Here is a 17674-nt window from a genome sequence, read left to right on the forward strand (position 1 = left end):
GGGGAAGCCATCATGATCAGCTCTGGTCCAGACGGACGGGCATCGCTAGTCACGATCTTGGATGAGCGGATCCGGCGTGGAGCTGCCGAGACGGCCTTGGTGGACAGCACAGGCGATGTCTTGTCGTACGCCGACCTCGGTGCCCTTGCCTGCGCATGTGATGAGTTCTTCGGTCGACGGCACGCGGAACGGGTCGCCATCGTCGGTGCGGCGTCGATTGAGGTCAGCGCGTTGATGGCGGCATGTCTCTGGGCGGGGCGGACCTTCATGGTCATCGACGAACAGGAAAGCGACGCCGTGCGGCGGCAGCTCATCGATCAGTTCGCCGCCGATGTGGTCCTCCTGGCCGGCCCATCCGCCGAAACCACGCCCGCGAACCTGATAAATCAACTGGTCACCGTTACCGGGCGGGACCTGAGTGAAGTCGCCCGGCAATGGGATGACCATGCCGTGCTCGAGCACAGCGAACGCATGGCGGTGCGGACACCGCAGGCAGCGGCATACTGCGTTCGGACTTCTGGCACGACAGCGGACCCGAAGCTGATCGAGATGAGTCGTGCGGCGATCGAGTACTACTGCGCGGAGTTCGTCGGCAGATATGGCCTCGCGCCGGGCCACCGCCTGGCGCTGTGGGCGGCCCCCACCTACGACGCCCACTACTGCCAACTGATCTCGGCCCTGGCCAGTGGCGCGGCAGGCGTTGTCGCGCCGATGTCCATACGCAATGACGGGGACGCGGTGCTTCAGTGGCTGAGGGAGGCGCGCATCACCCATTTTGAGACCACTCCGTCGATCCTGAGGCGGGTGGCGTCCGCCGCGGTGCGGCCCGGGGCGGCGTGGCCGCCGCACCTGACGGAGGTGATGTGCAGCGGCGAGCGGTTCGACCCGCAGGTGGCAAGGCAGGTCTTCGACGCTGCGGAGCGCTGCGGGGCCAAGGTCGGACTGCACAATGAGTACGGCCCTTCGGAGTGCGTTCTGCTGACCTGGCACCAGATCACCTCGGAGGACGCCGACTCGGACGACATTCCGGTTGGTGAAGCGATCGCAGGACGAACGCTGTCCATCGAGCCGTTGGACGGCCGATCCGGATCCTCAGCGCAACACCCCGGCGAGATCGTGGTGGAGTCTGAGCACCTATGTCGCGGATACGGATCGGAGCAGGTCGGCTCGCTTGTAGCTTTCCCGGCACCCAATGGCGTCCCGGTCTTCCGGACAGGGGATCTCGGCTATCTGGACCACCGTGGTCGTCTGCGGTTGTCGGGACGGCGCGATCGAACCGTGAAACGACGCGGTGTACGGATCAATCTCGACCAGGTGGAGGCGGTGCTCCACGCGCTCCCGGCCGTGGGGCAGGCGGCCGCTCGAGCCGATGAGACAGACGGGCAGGTGGCGATCCACGTCTGGATCGTGCCGTCCGACAGCCGCCTCGATCGTGTCGCGGTCCTGACGCAGATCGCCGAGACGGTGGAGCTCCGCCTTCTGCCCGACCGGGTGGTGATCCGTCCATACCTGCCGCGCCTGCATTCCGGGAAGGTCGACTACCGGTCGCTCAAGGTGGCCGGATCGGGCGGCGAACAGGTGGAGGTGACGGCGGACGATACGACGCTGAAGGCGGTCGCCGCGGCGTTCGAGCGGGTACTGCCCGACGTGGCCGTAACAGGCTCGACTGACTTTTTCGCCAGCGGCGGACACTCCCTCCTGGCACTCGAGTTGAGCGCTCACCTGGAGCGCGACCTGGGAGTCAGGCTGACGATCCGTGACTACCTGGCCCACCCCACGGTCGCCGGGCTCGCCGGCGTGGTGGACCGCAAGCGTCGTCAGACTCCGCAATCCGCGTCGACCGCCGCCCCCGTGACCCTCGGCGAGGAGCTGACCTCCACTGAACGGCCGATCTGGGTGTGGAGTCAGATGTTTCCCAGCGACGGTGCACTGAACGTCGTCGGGGGATTCACCACGCATGCGGCCATCACCGAGCAGCGCCTCCGGCAAGCGCTGTCGGACTTGCTCGAGGACGTAGCCCAGCTGAGAGTCCGGTACGTCCCGGGCCGCGATCGCCCGCGACGGGTCTTGCGCGGAGCAGGCGTCGCGCGGGTCGACGTACTCCAGATCTCTGCATCCGCCGGCACCTTCCCCCAACCGGAGGTGGACAGCAGTGCGTACCAGCCGTTCGACGTCGAGGCGGATCAGCTGGTCCGGGCCATATTGGTCCGCTCGCGCACGGAGCCCGCACCGGTGGGCGTCTATCTGGTTGCCCACCACCTGGTGTGCGACGGAGTGAGCATGGGACTGCTCGTGGCGGAGCTGCAGCACCGCCTGAGCACACCGGAACGCCGAACATCGCTGTCCTCGCTGTGCGTGCTGCCCCCAGCAAGACCGGATGCCCGTCTCGTCCAGTCTGCGGCAGGGCACTGGTCCACGGTCAGGCATGGGCTGAAGGCTCAGCCTTACGACGAGCGGCTGCGCCCGGACGGTGCTGCCGCGGGAGCGTCGGTGGTCGATTGGCGGCTGCCGACGCAGCCAATCAGGGAACTCGCGGACTGCCTGTCAGTGAGCCGGGCGGCTGTCCTCATCACGTTGATCGCCAGGGCGGCCGGCCGGATGCTGGACCGGGACCAGGTTGTCGTCGAGACACCGGTCTCGACGCGGACTCCAGACGAGGTCCGCTCGATCGGCAATTACGTGGTTGACGTGCCCCTGCTGGTCGATGCCGCCGGCCAGGACACCACCCGCGTCATCGAAGCGGTCAACCGCGACCTATTGGCGGCTGTCGACTTCGCGGCGCTGGTCCCGGGATTCGGCAGCGTACGGCCGGGACAAGGGTGGGCACCCGTCGGCGACGTCGTCGTCGTCCTGGAGGATCAGGTGCCCGCGCCGGCTGTCGAGATCGACGGCGTGGCGAGCTCGGCCACGCAGCTCATCGGCTCGCCCCCGCGCCATGCCCTCGCGTGCTACTTCCGGACCAGCGCACTGGCCAAGGACATCACCTGCGTCGTCACGGGCCGCTCCGACGGTGGGATGGCACGTGCACTGCGTGCTGAGGCCGACGCCACTCTCGCCACCATGACAAAGCAGTTCTCAATGAGGAGGTTCGGCGATGGCCAACGTCGCGATTCGGCCCCGTGAACGCTGGGAGCTCGAGCACCTGATGGCCGGGATCGATCCCGGCAACACAGTAGTCCTGGCGGATGAGGCCACCGAGGCGATCAGACGTTCGTCCAAGTGGGTCGATTCGCTCACCGTGAGGCCCGAGTTGCTGTACGGCGTCAACTCCGGCTTCGGCGCGCTGGCCAACATCCGCGTCCGGCCCGGCGATGAGGCAGAACTCCAGCGTCGCCACATCCTTTCCCACGCATGCGGCATCGGGCTCGGTGCGCCCGTTGAAGTCGTCCGGATGATGCTTCTGATCAAGCTGCTGACCTTCCGCAGCGGCTACACCGGCGTGTCCCTGGAGGTCGCCGAAAGCCTGGTGAGGATGCTCAACAACGGCATCCACCCCGTGGTACCCGAGCGCGGCACCGTCGGTGCGAGCGGAGACCTCGCACCCCTGTCCCACCTGGCGCTTCCCCTCCTGGGCCTCGGCCAGATCACCGTGGACGGCCAGGTGTGCGACACCAGGGACGTCGAGGAGCAGCTGGGCCTCGGCCGGGTGGAGCTCGGTCCCAAGGACGGTCTCGCGCTGACCAACGGGACCCAGTACATCTCGGCCGTCGCGGTGATCGAACTGCGGCGCCTCCTCGAGCTCGCGCGCTCGGCCGACCTGATCGCGGCGATCAGCACCCAGGCATTCAGTTGCGCCGACAGGTTCTTCCACGAGCGATACCACCGCGATTCGGGGAACCGGTGGCGGGCGGTGGTCGCCACGAACCTCTCCCACTACACCCACGGCGGAAACCACTCAGCCTTGGACACCGCTGTACCGTCGATGCAGGACCCCTACTCGTTTCGATGCATTCCTCAGGTCCACGGGGCCGTGCGCGAGCACATCGCATACGCCCAGAACTCGATCCTCAACGAGATCAACACGACCGCCGACAACCCGCTGTTCTTCGTGGATGACGACCTGGTGCTCCTGGGCGGCAACCTGCACGGCGAGTCGGTCGCCATGGCCGCGGACATGCTCGGCATCGCCGCCACCGAGCTCGCCGCCATCTCCGAGCGCCGGACCTACCAGCTGCTGTCCGGACGCCGCGGTCTCCCGGACTTCCTCACCGAGGATCCCGGCGTCAACTCCGGGCTCATGATCAGCCAGTACTCCGCCGCGGCGCTGGTGAGCGAAGCCAAGACCCTGGCGCACCCCGGCAGCGTCGACTCGATTCCGACCTGCCAGCTGCAGGAAGATCACGTGAGCATGGGTGGCACCTCCGTGCTGAAGCTGCGGCAGATCGTGGACAACCTGGAGAACGTGCTGGCCATCGAGTTGATGACCGCATGCCAGGCCGCCGATCTCAAGGCCGGGCTGGTCCTTTCCCCCGCAGTCCGCGGCGCGAAGGAGCGTTACCGCACACGAGTGCCCCGGCTCGAGGACGACCGCGTCTTGGCCGGCGACATCGAGCAAACCCGCCAATTCCTCCGGCACGACCTGGCCGGCGACCTCGTCGCGGAACAGACCGCCGCAGCCGGTGCTCGAGAAGAGGCGGGTCGATGAGGCCAATGGATTACCCGCAGGTGCTGGAAGAGGTCGAAGCTTGCTGGCGTGATATCGCGCCGGAGTCCGCGATGAAGCTGGCACCGCACGACAACCTCTTCGAAAGCGGCGCCGACTCCTTCACCTTCATCCGGCTGCTGCGATCGGTCGAAGCCGCGTGCGATGTCACGCTGCCGATGCTCGAGGTCTTTGAGACTCCGCAGCTGGCCACCATAACGCGCTGCGTCATCGAAGCGAGGCGACGCTGAGGTGGCGATGGTCCTGCCTGCCACCGCGGCCGAGTTCGGCCTGTGGTATCAGGAGCAGGCGGCCGAACCGCGGGGGCGCTACCTGTGCCTGGCGGCCGCGGAGTTATGCCCCGGGTCGCAGGTAAGCCTTCGCGACGCGGCCGGCGCCATGACCGCTGTCCGGGCCGGCCATCCCGAGGCGCTGGCGCGGTTCGCAGTCGACGAGCAAGGCCTACTTCACAAGTTCCTCGAGTCGCCCGCGGATTCGCTGCCCGCGGAGGTCCTCGCGTTCCCGGCGGAATGGCGGCGCACGGACGTCGTCTCCCACTTGGCAGGGCTGCCGACCTCCCTCGCGACCGGGCCGCTGGTCCACCTGGCCGCACAGGCCGATCACAAGGGAAACGCCACGCGGCTGTTCGTGCTGGCCCACCACATCGTCTGGGACGCGCATTCCGAGGAGATCTTCTGGACCGAGGTCGACCGCCGGCTCACCGGACCCGGGGCAGGCGACGCGGGACATCGCCATCCCGGCTTCGGCCCTTCCGTGCACCGCGTTGCCACGCGAGACCATGCCCCGCTCGTGACCGACCTGCAGCGGCACCTGGCGATCTCGAATGGCGACCGTGTCTGGGAGCGGCTCGCGGCCGCGGCGCGGAGGGCCGGAGTCACCCCGTTCGCCTGGACGGTCGGGCACCTGGCGGCTGCCGCGGCGGCTTGGTCGGAGCCGGCGTCGGTCATGGCGTACATCGACGTAGACCTCCGCCCGCTGGCCGGCACGTCCCAGGACACGATGGGATTCCACCTGTCTCAACTGGAGATCGCCACCGTCGACCGCGGCACGTCCGGTCCGGCCGCGGCCGCCGCCGTCCACACGGCCGTGATGCGCCGGCTGGCCGCCGCCATGCGGCAGGAGATCCGCCCGGGCAGCGAAGCCGCCGGCCACGGCGGTCGGCCCTGCAAGTTCTATTTGCGTGACATCCGGTATCGGCGTCGTCTGCATCACCTGCGGCCCATCGACATCCGCTTGCCGGTGGCACGTAACCAGCTGTCAGTAGGCGTGACGGTCACTGACACCAGCCTTGAAGTGACGGTGACCGCACGACGCGGCACCGCCGACAGCACCGGTATCGCCCGCTTGGCGCAGCTGGCACGCCGGCACCTGATCTCGGCGGCGGCACACGGTGAAAGGGCGGCCTCCGATGCGGCACCTTAGGCTCGATGGCCCACCGGAAGTGTGGTGGCTCGCCAACTCCACGGCGGTCGCGGAGCACCTTCGCCGTGACGGTGCGGTCGTCATCGACGGCGATGGGTTGTGCCAGGACGTGGCGACTTTCCAGCGACTCGCCGCTGCGGCTTGCGGGCCGCTCGCCAAAGACAACCCGGAGCACAACAGCATCGGCGATGACCCCACGGGCACGATCAACAGTCCGACCCCCTTCTCACGGACCAGGAAGCTGCTGTGGCACAACGAGAACACGTTCGCGCGCATGTGGCCCCGGCGACTCATCTTCGGCTGCCAGGAAATCGGGGACGGCGGGCAGACACCGACCGCGGACATGACGGCCGTCTACGAGCGGCTCAGCAGCTCGGCCAGGGACGTCCTCGCCACCGGCGTCACCTACGTTCGCCGACTGGGGATGGACCTCGGGCTCGACTGGCGCCAGGTCTACCGCACCACTGATCCAGCCGCTGCCGAGCGCGCCTGCGAACGGGAAGGCGCCACCTGGAGGTGGGATGAGCGCGGCGGCATCCTCACCACCGAGCAGCGGCGGCCGGCTGTCATCCTCGACCCGGCCACTGGCCGACCCTCGCTGACAGCACAAATCCTGCATTGGCATCCTCGGGCACTGGACGAGGAAATTCACGATTCGCTCCGTCTGCTCTACGAGCCTCACGAGTTTCCCAAAGGGTGCCGACGCGGGGACGGCAGGCCGATCCCCGACGGCGTCATCGACGAACTTGTAGAAATCTGCTCCGACCTGGAGGAAGTCGTGCCCTGGAAGGCGGACCGCGCGATAGTCGTCGACAACCTGCGCCGCAGCCACGCTCGTAACCCCTATACGGGCGTGCGTCGTTTGCTGGTCGCCGTCGGCGACCTCGTTGACTGCGCAGGATTGGCAAGGCCGTGACCACACGCGCGCACAGCCTTGCCGGCGAACTGACCAGTTCTACCGCCGCCGCGGTCATCGAGCGGGGCGCGGTCACCACGCATGCGCAGCTACTTTCGCACGCACGCGAGGTCGCCATCCATTTGCGCCGACGCGGGGCCGGACCCGGGGCGATCGTGCCTATCCAGACGGCCCCGAGCACGACCGCCCTCGTCCAGATCGTGGCCATCCTGATGACCGGAGCCGCATTCGCTCCCATCGATCTCCGCATGCCGCCACGCACTGCCGCCAGGATCGCCCGTCTGTGCGGTGCCGCCTTCATCCTCGGGGACGCCGGCGGGACGACCGACGGCGTCGTCTGGCTCAGCCCCGGGGACGTGACCAACGATCCAGGCGCCAACCGCCTCATACCAACCGTCCCGCAGGACACCGTGTACGTGATCTTCACCTCGGGCACCAGCGGGGATCCAAAGGGAGTCGTCGTACCCGAGCCCGCCGTGCGGGCCTACCTCGGCTGGTCGATGCGCGAGTACGACTGCACCCGAGGATGGGGGGCACCGCTGTTCACCTCGCTGGGCTTCGACCTGACGATCACCAGCCTCCTCGGACCGCTCCTGAACGGCAGGCGAGTACAGGTTCTCGATCCCTTGCGTTGGCCGCTTCAGGTCGCCACCGACCCCGGCATCCTCCAGGGCTCCAGTTTCGTCAAGATGACGCCGAGCCAGGTCAACATGCTGTGTGAGCTGCTGGAGGCGCGTGGAGCCCGGTGCTCGATGCCAGTCCTGGTCGTCGGAGGTGAGGCCCTGTACGGGCAAAGTATTGCCCGCTGGCGGCACAGCCTCCCCGACACGCTGGTGGTCAACGAGTACGGCCCTTCCGAGGCGACCGTGGGCTGCTGCCGCTACTTCGTGCCGGCCGGCTTCACCGGTCACGAGATTCCGATCGGGACCGCCCCGCCAGGCGTGGAGTTGAGTATCGAGGGACGGCCGCCCCGGGCCGGAGACGAGGTCGAGGAGGGCGAGCTGGTAATCGCCGGGGTGCAGGTGGCGACTGGTTACCTCACCGCCTCGGACTCGGACGACGCTGCGGACGGCCGCGGGCAGTTGCGGCCTTTCCCCGGTTCCGCCGGCGAGCGCAGCTACCGCAGCGGAGATCGCGTGCGGCGCGACCACGACGGCACCTACACCTACGTCGGCCGGCTGGGACGGGAGGCGAAGGTCGCCGGCTTTCGGATCAACCTGGCCGCTCTTGAGTCTTGCCTCAACGCCTTTCCAGGGGTGGTGAGCGCCGCCGTCCAGGCGGACGAGGTGCACGGCCTCCACTCGGCCGTGGTGACTCGGGACGGCGGGACGACCCAAAGCGATCTTCTTGCGCACCTGCGCCAGACATTTCCGTCCTATGCGCTGCCGCGTTCCATTCGGATCGACACACAGATCAACGTCACAGAACGTGGAAAGTCGAGCGCGTCATGGGAGTGACAGAAAAGGTGCCGGACACCCCGATCACACCATCCGACCTGAACAGTGACCTGACCGCCAGGCTGAATGACGATCAGTCCCGGCATATCAACGAGCGGCTGATGTCAGCGGGCCGTGTCCTGTTCCGAGGGTTTCCCCTCGAGAGCACAGCCGACTTCGCGAAGGCGGTTCGGACACTGGGTGGCGACCCGTTGCCGTATACGGAGCGCTCCACGCCGCGGAAGCAACTCGAGTCCGGAATCTACACGTCGACCGAGTACACCCGGGAGGAGGAAATATTCTTCCACAATGAAAACTCCTACCAGGCGACCTGGCCGGGCAGGCTCTTCTTCTTCTGCCAGCGGCCGCCCGCTTCAGGTGGGGCAACGCCACTAGCCGACGTGCGTCAGGTCACCGCCTCGCTTGACGTCGGCATCGTCGAAGAGTTCCGCAGGCGCGGCTGGCGGCACATCCGGAATTACCATCCACAGATCGGCCTGCCGTGGAGCGAGGTATTTGGAACCACGAGCCGCGAAGCCGTGGATCTCTACTGCGGAGACAACGGCATACAGACGCACTGGAACAGCGACGGGACTCTCCGCACCGTAGCCGATCGAGTGGCTCTTCACCGCCATCCAGGAAACGGCGATGAACTGTGGTTCAACCACATAGCCTTCTTTCACTGGACAACCATTCCCGAGCGTGTCATCGGAGTCCTTGAGGAGCTTTTCGGAAGGTCCGGCCTTCCCAATAACACCGTCTACGGTGACGGGGCGGAAATTCCAGCGGAGGTATGCGCGCACATCCGCGAGAAATATCGTGAGGCAGCGACACGGTTCGACTACCGGCGAGGCGACCTGCTGATGATCGACAACATGCTGACGGCCCACGGACGCGAACCGTACGAGGGGGAACGACAGATCGCGGTGGCGATGACCTGACCTGACCTGACCTGACCCGGCCCGGCTGGAGCCGCCGACGAAACATCTGCCCAAGGTTCATCGAGATCGAAGAAAACCGATGCGAACCGGCAGTGTCGATAAGAGAGGAACAGCAATCGTGCGGTATGTCCTGGGAATCAGTGGGCTGGGCCAGAGCCAGCCATACATGCGGCGGTCGTTTCCGGGGCTGGACGAGCGCGTGTACCGGCTCGCCCAGGGGGCGGACTCGGCAGCGGCTCTCGTCACCGAGGATGGCATCGTGGCCGCCGCGGCCGAGGAGCGTTTCGTGCGACGCAAGGGCACCGGAGAATTCCCGCAGGCCGCGATCGAGTATGTGCTCGGAGCGGCCGGCATCACTCCGCGTGACGTGAGCGCGGTCGCGCACAACTTTGACTTCGGCCGGTACCAGACGTACTTCGAATCCGAAGGGGCGATCGAGGAATACAAGAACGTGTACGCGCCGGAAGTCATACACCGCGATCTATTCGACGCATTTCCAAGGGAACTCTGGAGCGATGACCTGAAGGTCATCCCGATATTGCACCACCAGGCCCACGCCGCCAGCGCGTTGCACTGTTCCGGCTTCGGCTCTGCCGATGTCCTGGTCGCCGACGGGATGGGAGAGTTCGAGAGCACATCGCTTTACACAGGCGGATCGCAGGGACTGCGGTTGCGCGGCCAGGTGCGCGGACTGCACTCCATGGGACTCGTCTACGGGCTGGTTACCATGCATATGGGATTCTGGATGAACCTCGACGAGTACAAGGTCATGGGACTGGCGCCCTACGGGGACCCGCAACGACTTCGTCCGGCGTTCGACACCCTTGTCGTCCGCCAAAACGACGGCCGTTACACCACGCCTCTAACATACTTGAACGAAACAGCACAGGAACGCGCTACTTACCAGCGGTCACTGGAACATCTCGCCTCGGTTCTCGGCCCGCCCCGGGAACCGGGTGCGAACCTCGAGCAGCGTCACCTCGACATCGCCGCGGCGCTGCAGGCCGTGACCGAGGAGACCATCGTCGGCTTCCTGGCGGCGCACCGGGATGAGCGGTCCAGCGAGAATCTATGCCTGGCCGGCGGTGTGGCCCTGAACTGCGTCGTCAACCAGGCCATCCGCAAGAGCGGGATGTACCGGCGACAGTTCGCCCAACCGGCGGCCGGCGACGACGGAACGGCGCTGGGTGCGGCGCTGACGGTGATGGAGGAGGGCGCCGAGGCGCCCAGGAAGCGGGTTCGCCCGCGCATCGGGCCACCCTACCTCGGTCCGGCGTTCACCTCCGAGCGCATCCAGGCCACGCTGGAGCGCACCGACCTGCGATGGCGGCGATGCGAACTCGACGACCTCGTCGCCGAGGCTGCCGGGCTTCTGAGTGACGGAAAGGTCGTCGCGCTCTTCCAGGGCCGGATGGAATACGGCCCGCGAGCGCTGGGGAACCGCAGCATTCTCGCCGATCCACAACGGGTCGAGATGAGGGACCGGATCAACTCAATGGTCAAGCAACGGGAGGAGTTCCGGCCGCTCGCGCCGGCGGTCCTGCTCGAGTACGCAGAGCAGTGCTTCGAGATCGACGATCCTGACGAGTATCTGTGGATGATCGAAACCGTCGATGTTCGTGAGGCTTGGCGTCCGAGACTCGGGGCGGTGACGCACGTCGACGGCACTGCCCGGATCCAGGTGGTGCGACGCGAGGACAACGATCTCTACTGGCGGTTGATCGATGCCTTCCGGGCGATCACCGGCGTTCCGGTCCTGCTCAACACCTCGTTCAACTCGCGCGGGGAGCCGATCGTCTGCTCACCCGAGGACGCGGTGGCGACGTTCTCTCGGATAGACATCGACGCGATGGTCATCGGAGACCATCTGGTGTCGCGATAGAAGGGGCCGGCGGATCCGTGGATCCCCGTAGCCAAGGCAAGCTCTTGGACCTCAGGAGGCAGCCGTGAGAACCATCGATGAAACTCAGGAGCTGATCGGGAGCATCTGGGTTGAGCTTCTCGGCCTTGACGCACCGCCTGACCGCTCGGCGCGCTTCTTCGCCGTCGGCGGCGACTCGATCTTGTGTGTGCGCTTCATCGCCGTCGCGCGTACACGGGGTGTCGAACTCACCATCCGCGACGTACTGGAAGACGACGAGATCGAGTCCCTCGCGGCCCGAGCACGTCCAACGGGGGAGCGATCGTGACAGGTCGGGGCCGCGACACCATCTCCGAGTCTGTCCGCGCGACGCTCTACGCGACAGCCGGAGACAGCGAGGTGGAGGCATTCGAGGTTCCAGACGACCGATGGGCGCAGATACCCGCGCTGGGCCTGGTCTCGCCGGCTGATCGCCGACGGCTGCCGGCCAGTGCCGTGGATGCCTTCCCGATGAGCGAGCAACAGGCCGTGATGGCCACCCGGATGCTCATGGCCGCTGCCCTCCGAGACCGCGGCGCCATCGGTGTCCCGGCCTATCACAACGTCGCGACCTCGCGTCTGACCGTACCTCGCGTGGAGCCCGCGGCCTTCGAGGCGGCCGGGCTCGGCTTGGTGCGGGAGCACGAAATGTTCCGCTCGCTGCTGGACTTGGACCGCTACTCGCGCCCGATGCAGGTCGTACTGAACCACGTCGACCGGCCATTGGTGAAAGTTTGCGACTTGCGGGGGCTCCACGACCGTGAACAGCAACAGCGGTTGGCCGAGTTCGCTGACGCCGAGAACACGCGGACCATCGATCTGAAGGATCCGCCCCTCGTCACGATCACGGTCCACCTGCTGAGCGAGACGGCGATCACCTTGACCCTTACTGAGCCGCATGCGATTGCTGACGGGTGGAGCACCCACCTGAACCTGGTGGAATTCCTAGACCGCTACGTCGCGGAACTCACCGGGCGGCCACCCGAGCGGCCGGCGTCATCTGCCTCGAACGCCTCGCCCCGCTTCAGACTCCGCGAGCACAGCGCGCAGCAGCTCTTCCAGTCGCTCACGCTCGCCGACTCACAGTGGTGGAGCCAGTACCTGGACGGGCTGGAAACGCTGTCGAGTGCCGAGACCACTCGCGACCGCCACACCTGGCAGGACTCGGTGGAGATCGCAGGCCAGGAGAATCGGATGCTGAGCCGACTTGCGGCGAGTTCCTCCGCCGGGTTGAAGTCCGTGCTTCTCGCGATCCACCTTGAGGCGCAGGCGCGACTGGTCGGCGGGCGGAGCATCCTGACCGGCGTCCCTGTCAATACCCGGCTCGCGGTACCGAACGGCGTGGATGCGCGGGGGATGTTCCTCAACGTCGCCCCGCTGCGAATCGACGTCGCAGCGCCTGGCAAGGAGGCCGTTGCCCGGGCGCATCGGGAGCTGATGAAGGTCACCATGCGCGGCCGGACTCCGCTGGCCCAATTGGCCCGCACCGTCGGCAGGGCCGTAATACCGGCTTCTCTGTTTGGTTTCAACAGCTTCCACAGCATCGCCGGCGTCGCGCTACGGCTCGACCTGGACACGCTGGAGGCGGTCGAGGACTGGTCCCACACGGACTTCCCGTTCGAGGCTAGCTTCAATCGAAGCGAAGAGGTAGGCGAGCGAATCCGCATTCTGCTCTACTCCGAGGGCTCCTCACATACGCGCGCCGATGCGACTGCGGCGTACCGCGACGCCGTTCAGCGGTTCGCCCAGCTTGATTGGTGAGGGGAGCGGGGCGACCTCGCTTGTCATTCACCAGGCCGAGCTGCCGGCAGGCACCGTGTCGCTGTCCGCCGCTGAGTGTCAGCTGACTCCGATGGCTCGCGTCGCCGGGTTCGGGTCACGCGAAGCGAATGCCAGGGTCGCGCGAGCGGCCTGCTCAAGCATCAGCTGCGCCCACGTTCCAACGGAGAGCTGGGACTTGCTGGCCGCCTCCGTGATCATGGCAAGCTGATCGTTGGTGACATCCAGGTGCAGTTTCAAGGCCATGGCGCTGTCGCCGATACCGGCACCCTCATGCTTGGCATGATCGTGACCCCTGGCGTGATCGTCGGCGGTTGCCCCGGCCGCGATACCTCGGTCAGCCAGGTCCTCGCCGCGCGCGGCGAGGCTGGCGCGCACCTCGCGCCGCAGGTCGTTCCTCGACCAGCCGAACAACTCTGCCTTCCGAAGCCAATAGTCCTGCTCCGGCTCGGGGAGACCGGCGACCGCGGCGTGGTGCTCGAAGCTCAATCCCGCCCTCCGCCTTGCGTGCGCGAACTTCCTGGCGACCCACGCATAGTTGCGAAGCGTCTTGTAATCAAGCGAGGTTTGCTCGATAGCACTGCGGTAACGCCCGGTGAAGCGAGTTTCACCGTAAATCAGCCAGTCGCCCAGGCACCATGCCGAGCCACTCACGGCCTCGGCCAACCCCTGGCCGATTCCAAGCCAATTATCGAATGGTATCCCACTGTCAAGGCGCAGTCCTGTCGAGGGCAGAACGGCGACACCGGCTGTGATATGACCTGCGGGCAGGGACGGGGACTGCGAAGGCACTCCTGACTTAGCTTTCATTACCCATCCTCCCTGAACACGGTGCAGTCAGCGGGAGTCGTCGACCTCTCGACCGAGGCTAACCGTAAGTCCGGCGGCCGGCCTTCCGTAGATGCCGTCAATGCCCCGGACAGAGACGCTCACGACGAGATTCGACCCTCCTTGTAATCGTGAATCGAGCCGACCCTTTCGGCCATCTGGCTTACACACCCGATCGTGGAGGGCACCGGTCCTCCTTCGCTCTCACGGCGCTCTTATCGCACCCCTCTCGCGTCCACGCGAAAACAGCGCATAGACACCGTTCCGGTAGTGGCGTAACGGCGACATTCGGCAACGTGGCTTCAGATCCCGTCGGGTACAATTACCACGTCCCAGAGCAGCCAACGGCAGACGTCTCCTGCAGAAAGCGCCTGAGGTGATCGCATGCATAACCAGCCACAATTGTCCGTGGTGGTCCCCACCTACAACCGGGCGCCATTGCTGCGCAAGACGCTCGAGTCGCTTGCCGATCAGCGCGACCCGCCGCCGTTCGAGGTCATCGTGGCTGACGACGGATCCGCCGACGACAGCGAGCAGGTCGCTGAGGAGTTCAGCGACCGCCTGGCGATCCGCTACCGCTATCAGGAGGACCAAGGGTACCGGGTGGCCAAGGCGCGGAACATGGGCGCGGCCATCGCCAGAGCGCCGATCCTGGTGTTCCTGGACAGCGGCACGCTAGCGGGACCTGACCTGCTCGCCGGCCACCTGCGCGGCCACGCCGAGCACCGTCCGGGCCCCGGATCGCCGGCCCGCGGGGCGGCCGTGATCGGCTACACCTACGGATACCGGCCCTATGACCCTACCCCGGGGCTTGCCGAGTCCTTCACCTCGCTCAGCCCGCAGCAGGTGTACCAGCGCTATCTCTGCGATCCGCAGTTCCGCGACTCGCGTCATGAAGCGCTGGACAAGGTCGACTTCAGCTTGACCGGGCTGAGGATGCCGTGGCTGTTCTTCTGGACGCTGAACGTCTCGGTGCATGCCGCCGACTACGCGGCGGTGGCCGGCTTCGACGAGCGATTTCACAGCTGGGGAGGGGAGGACCTGGAACTCGGGTACCGCCTGCACCGGTACGGTGTGCCGTTCGCCTGCGACACCCTCCCCTGGGCGGTGGAAATACCGCACGAGCGTGACCGCGAGGCCGGTATCGCCAGCAACAAGAGCAACGCGCTGCGCATGCTCATGGCACACGCCGACCCTGCCGTCGAGTTCTTCTGGGCACTGCTGACGCGCGACTACATCATGTTCCCCGCCGAAGACGCGTACCGTGACCTTGTCGACTGGGAGGACCGGGTCACCGACCTGGACGTGCGGCCAGAAGTGGACCGCGGCACCGCGGACCTGCCGCCCGGGGCCCGCGTGGCGGTCTTCGGCAGCGGCGCGAGCGTGCCTGGTCGTGGGCTGCGCGGCGCGTTGGTCGATTTCGACGACAGGCTCCTCACCGGGGCATCCGTCGACTGCCGCTTCATCACGCACCACGGACTTGGCTTGCGGACACCCTGGCCCGACAACACCTTCGACCGTGTCATGATCACTTCCCGGTTGTCGCGGCTATGGCCGCAGTGGGGCGAGGTCATCCGAGCCGAGGCCTCACGGATCGGCGCCAGTGTCCGCTGCGCCCCGGCCCTCGACCGCGAAGCCGGTGAGGCGCGGACGCGTTAGGCCATTCCGCCGGCCCCACCGAGCCATTGGAGAATTTGCCCAGATTGCGGGATGGGTCGCCGGCGACGCCGGCCAGCACGACCAAACAGCACATACTTACCGGCTCGGCATTAGCGCCGCACGGGATGGCGGGGATGGCATTCTTGCGTCGAACCTTATCGGATCGCCGGCATGCCAGACCTCCAACATGGGTGATCCAGCCGAAGGGGTAGCGCTTGCCTATGCGGCGTTAGATTCGGCACGGCAACACTCATTCCCCGAGCACTGGCGCTGGCATGGGATCGCGTGGCGTGGCGCACGTGCAGGGAACGCGCCAGCCGCCATGCGTGCGCTCAGTACTGGGTAGATGCCGGCGAACTCCACATTATGAATGCGCGTGACTATATCAAGTTACGGCGACCACTACGCGCCTCCCCTCCTAACTGATGTACTCAGCCGATACAACGCCACGCTTACCCGAGAAATGGCTCTGTACCTATCATGGCTTTCCGTTGCACTTGCAGAGGCGAACGAACTAGAGGAGGCGGCGCCAGCAGCCGAACGGATGCTCAATCTTTCCGGGGGAATCCGACCCCAATATCTAAAGGCGGGTAGCGGCGATGTTCTGGGGTTGGTGGGGGTTAGCGGAGGAGGCGGTGGGCGGTGGTGGCCAGGAGGAGGGCGGTGTGGACGGCGGGGTCGGTTACGGTGTGGCCCAGGAGGGTTTCTATTCGTTGGAGGCGTTGGTAGAAGGACTGGCGGCCCAGGTGGAGGGCGGCGGCGGTGCGGGTGGCGCTGCAGCCGTGGAGGAGGAAGACCTCCAGGGTGGTGACCAGGTCGGTGCGGTGGGCCGAGTCCCATTCGACCAGGGGGGTGATGGTGCGGCGGACCAGGTCGGCGGCGTGGGCGGGGTCGAAGTGGCGGGTGAGCTCCAGGTCGAGGGCCAGGGCGCGGGTGGTGACCAGGGGGGCGGTGCGGCGCAGGCCGAGGGCGGCGCGGGCGTCACGGAGGGAGACGCCGAGCTCGGTGAGGTCGGCGGCGGCGTGGCCGACCGCGAGCTGGAGCTGGGTGGCGCTGAGGCGGCGCAGGGCCTCCTCCAGGGCCTGGCCGGCGGCGCCGACGGCGTCCGCGACGGTGCGCGGGACGGCCAGGGCGCCGAGGACCAGCCGTGACACGCGGCCCCGGATCGCGGAGGTGTGCAGGATGTGCGCGGCCCGGTCGATGACGGCGAGGGCCGCCGCGGACTCCATCGCGTCGGCCGCCACCCCGACCAGCACGTGCTCGGGCGGCGGCTGGAACCCGGCCATCATGGCGCGCACCGCGGCGTCCGCCTCGGCGGTGCCCTCGATGAGGTCGCTCAGCAGCGCGGACGCCTGCCGGTCCCGTTCGCTCGGCGGGCTGCCGGTCCGCAGCATGGCCAGGGCGAGCGCGACGGCCGTCCGCTCCAGCGCGACCATCAGATCCTCGGCGGGCAGCGCCGAGCCGGGCCCGGCCACCAGCCGTCCCCAGGGCCGCCCGTGCAGGGTGACCGGCGTCTCGCACCCGGCGTGCTCCACGGCCCGCCACGCGTCCCGGTCCCCCGCCACGCCGTGCGCCGCCACCAGCGCCCCGCTGCCCGCCACCAGCATCAGCGGCGCGCCGATCACCTCGGCGCCGGTGGCGAGCACCCCGGCCACCCCGGCGCCCGCGATGAGCGTCTCGTTGAGCGCCCGGGTGGCCCGGTCGCCGAGGCGCAGCCGCCTGCTGGCGTAGTCGACGATCAGCGTGTTGGCGTGCTCGGTGATCCGGATGAACGGCACCACGGCGTGCAGCGCGATGAACGGCAGCTCCTGCCGCCTGGCCTCCTCGACGAGTTCCCTGGGGGTCTCGGGGAACGTGCGGCCGAGTTCCAGCGCGACCCCCGCCACGCCGCGCTGGGCGATCTCCCGCAGGTAGTGCCGCCGGGCGCCCGCGTCGGTGCCCGCCAGCCCGAGCCCGGTGGTGAGCAGCAGCTCGCCGCCGGTGAGCAGCGGCCCGATCTCGTAGATCTCGCTGGAGTGCACCCAGCGCACCACCCGGTCCAGTGAGGCGTCCCCCGCGAGGACCTGCGGCCGGGCGTCGCGCAGCACGTCGAAGGTGAGCAGTTCGCGGAGCGTGAGCGGCATGCGTACC

Annotated in this window: 13 protein-coding genes; 11 read left to right on the forward strand and 2 right to left on the reverse strand. The window is 67.2% G+C overall.

Features of this window, described 5'->3' with window-relative positions:
* Positions 1–57: 57 nt before the first annotated feature.
* From ACFP1K_RS15050 to ACFP1K_RS15095, 10 genes are all read left to right on the forward strand, one after another.
* Positions 58–3123, forward strand: a complete 3066-nt coding sequence (locus ACFP1K_RS15050; RefSeq protein WP_380752570.1) for an AMP-binding protein — start codon at positions 58–60, stop codon at positions 3121–3123.
* Complete coding sequence (locus ACFP1K_RS15055) at positions 3095–4645, forward strand: HAL/PAL/TAL family ammonia-lyase (RefSeq protein ID WP_380752573.1); 1551 nt, start codon at positions 3095–3097, stop codon at positions 4643–4645. Before ACFP1K_RS15050 ends, ACFP1K_RS15055 begins: the two co-directional genes overlap by 29 nt.
* A 5-nt stretch (positions 4646–4650) precedes the next feature.
* Complete coding sequence (locus ACFP1K_RS15060) at positions 4651–4893, forward strand: acyl carrier protein (protein ID WP_380752576.1); 243 nt, start codon at positions 4651–4653, stop codon at positions 4891–4893.
* 1 nt (position 4894) lies between these two features.
* Complete coding sequence (locus tag ACFP1K_RS15065) at positions 4895–6085, forward strand: hypothetical protein (RefSeq protein ID WP_380752579.1); 1191 nt, start codon at positions 4895–4897, stop codon at positions 6083–6085.
* Positions 6072–7001 (forward strand): TauD/TfdA family dioxygenase, encoded by a 930-nt coding sequence (locus ACFP1K_RS15070; protein ID WP_380752582.1) that lies wholly within the window; start codon positions 6072–6074, stop codon positions 6999–7001. The genes ACFP1K_RS15065 and ACFP1K_RS15070 overlap by 14 nt, the downstream gene beginning before the upstream one ends.
* A complete protein-coding gene (locus ACFP1K_RS15075) occupies positions 6998–8458 on the forward strand; it encodes an AMP-binding protein (RefSeq protein WP_380752585.1) in 1461 nt (486 codons plus the stop codon). Before ACFP1K_RS15070 ends, ACFP1K_RS15075 begins: the two co-directional genes overlap by 4 nt.
* Positions 8455–9378 carry a TauD/TfdA family dioxygenase gene (locus ACFP1K_RS15080; protein WP_380752588.1) on the forward strand — a complete coding sequence of 308 codons (924 nt, stop codon included), beginning with the start codon at positions 8455–8457 and terminating at the stop codon, positions 9376–9378. The genes ACFP1K_RS15075 and ACFP1K_RS15080 overlap by 4 nt, the downstream gene beginning before the upstream one ends.
* Before the next feature lie 118 nt (positions 9379–9496).
* Complete coding sequence (locus ACFP1K_RS15085; protein ID WP_380752591.1) at positions 9497–11260, forward strand: carbamoyltransferase family protein; 1764 nt, start codon at positions 9497–9499, stop codon at positions 11258–11260.
* Between the two features lie 64 nt (positions 11261–11324).
* Positions 11325–11567, forward strand: a complete 243-nt coding sequence (locus tag ACFP1K_RS15090; protein ID WP_380752594.1) for a phosphopantetheine-binding protein — start codon at positions 11325–11327, stop codon at positions 11565–11567.
* Positions 11564–13039 (forward strand): condensation domain-containing protein, encoded by a 1476-nt coding sequence (locus tag ACFP1K_RS15095; RefSeq protein WP_380752597.1) that lies wholly within the window; start codon positions 11564–11566, stop codon positions 13037–13039. The genes ACFP1K_RS15090 and ACFP1K_RS15095 overlap by 4 nt, the downstream gene beginning before the upstream one ends.
* 78 nt (positions 13040–13117) lie before the next feature.
* Here ACFP1K_RS15095 and ACFP1K_RS15100 read toward each other — a convergent pair whose 3' ends face one another.
* Positions 13118–13723: an LmbU family transcriptional regulator gene (locus ACFP1K_RS15100; RefSeq protein ID WP_380752600.1), complete on the reverse strand. Its 606-nt coding sequence runs from the start codon at positions 13721–13723 to the stop codon at positions 13118–13120.
* 546 nt (positions 13724–14269) lie between these two features.
* Here ACFP1K_RS15100 and ACFP1K_RS15105 point away from each other — a divergent pair.
* Positions 14270–15544, forward strand: coding sequence for a glycosyltransferase (locus tag ACFP1K_RS15105; RefSeq protein ID WP_380752603.1), 1275 nt, complete (start codon positions 14270–14272; stop codon positions 15542–15544).
* Between the two features lie 620 nt (positions 15545–16164).
* On the opposite strand, the gene ACFP1K_RS15110 is transcribed toward ACFP1K_RS15105, so the two are convergent.
* Entirely contained in the window at positions 16165–17667 is a 1503-nt protein-coding gene (locus tag ACFP1K_RS15110) for a PucR family transcriptional regulator (protein WP_380752606.1), read from the reverse strand.
* Positions 17668–17674: the final 7 nt, after the last annotated feature.

It is taken from the genome of Sphaerisporangium aureirubrum, assembly GCF_042658925.1.
GTDB classification, from domain to species: domain Bacteria; phylum Actinomycetota; class Actinomycetes; order Streptosporangiales; family Streptosporangiaceae; genus Sphaerisporangium; species Sphaerisporangium aureirubrum.

Coding starts and splice junctions, on each gene's coding strand:
- ACFP1K_RS15055 (WP_380752573.1), top strand. CDS start 3,095: ATGGCCAACGTCGCGATTCGGCCCCGTGAACGCTGGGAGCTCGAGCAC.
- ACFP1K_RS15060 (WP_380752576.1), top strand. CDS start 4,651: ATGGATTACCCGCAGGTGCTGGAAGAGGTCGAAGCTTGCTGGCGTGAT.
- ACFP1K_RS15070 (WP_380752582.1), top strand. CDS start 6,072: ATGCGGCACCTTAGGCTCGATGGCCCACCGGAAGTGTGGTGGCTCGCC.
- ACFP1K_RS15105 (WP_380752603.1), top strand. CDS start 14,270: ATGCATAACCAGCCACAATTGTCCGTGGTGGTCCCCACCTACAACCGG.
- ACFP1K_RS15110 (WP_380752606.1), bottom strand. CDS start 17,667: ATGCCGCTCACGCTCCGCGAACTGCTCACCTTCGACGTGCTGCGCGAC.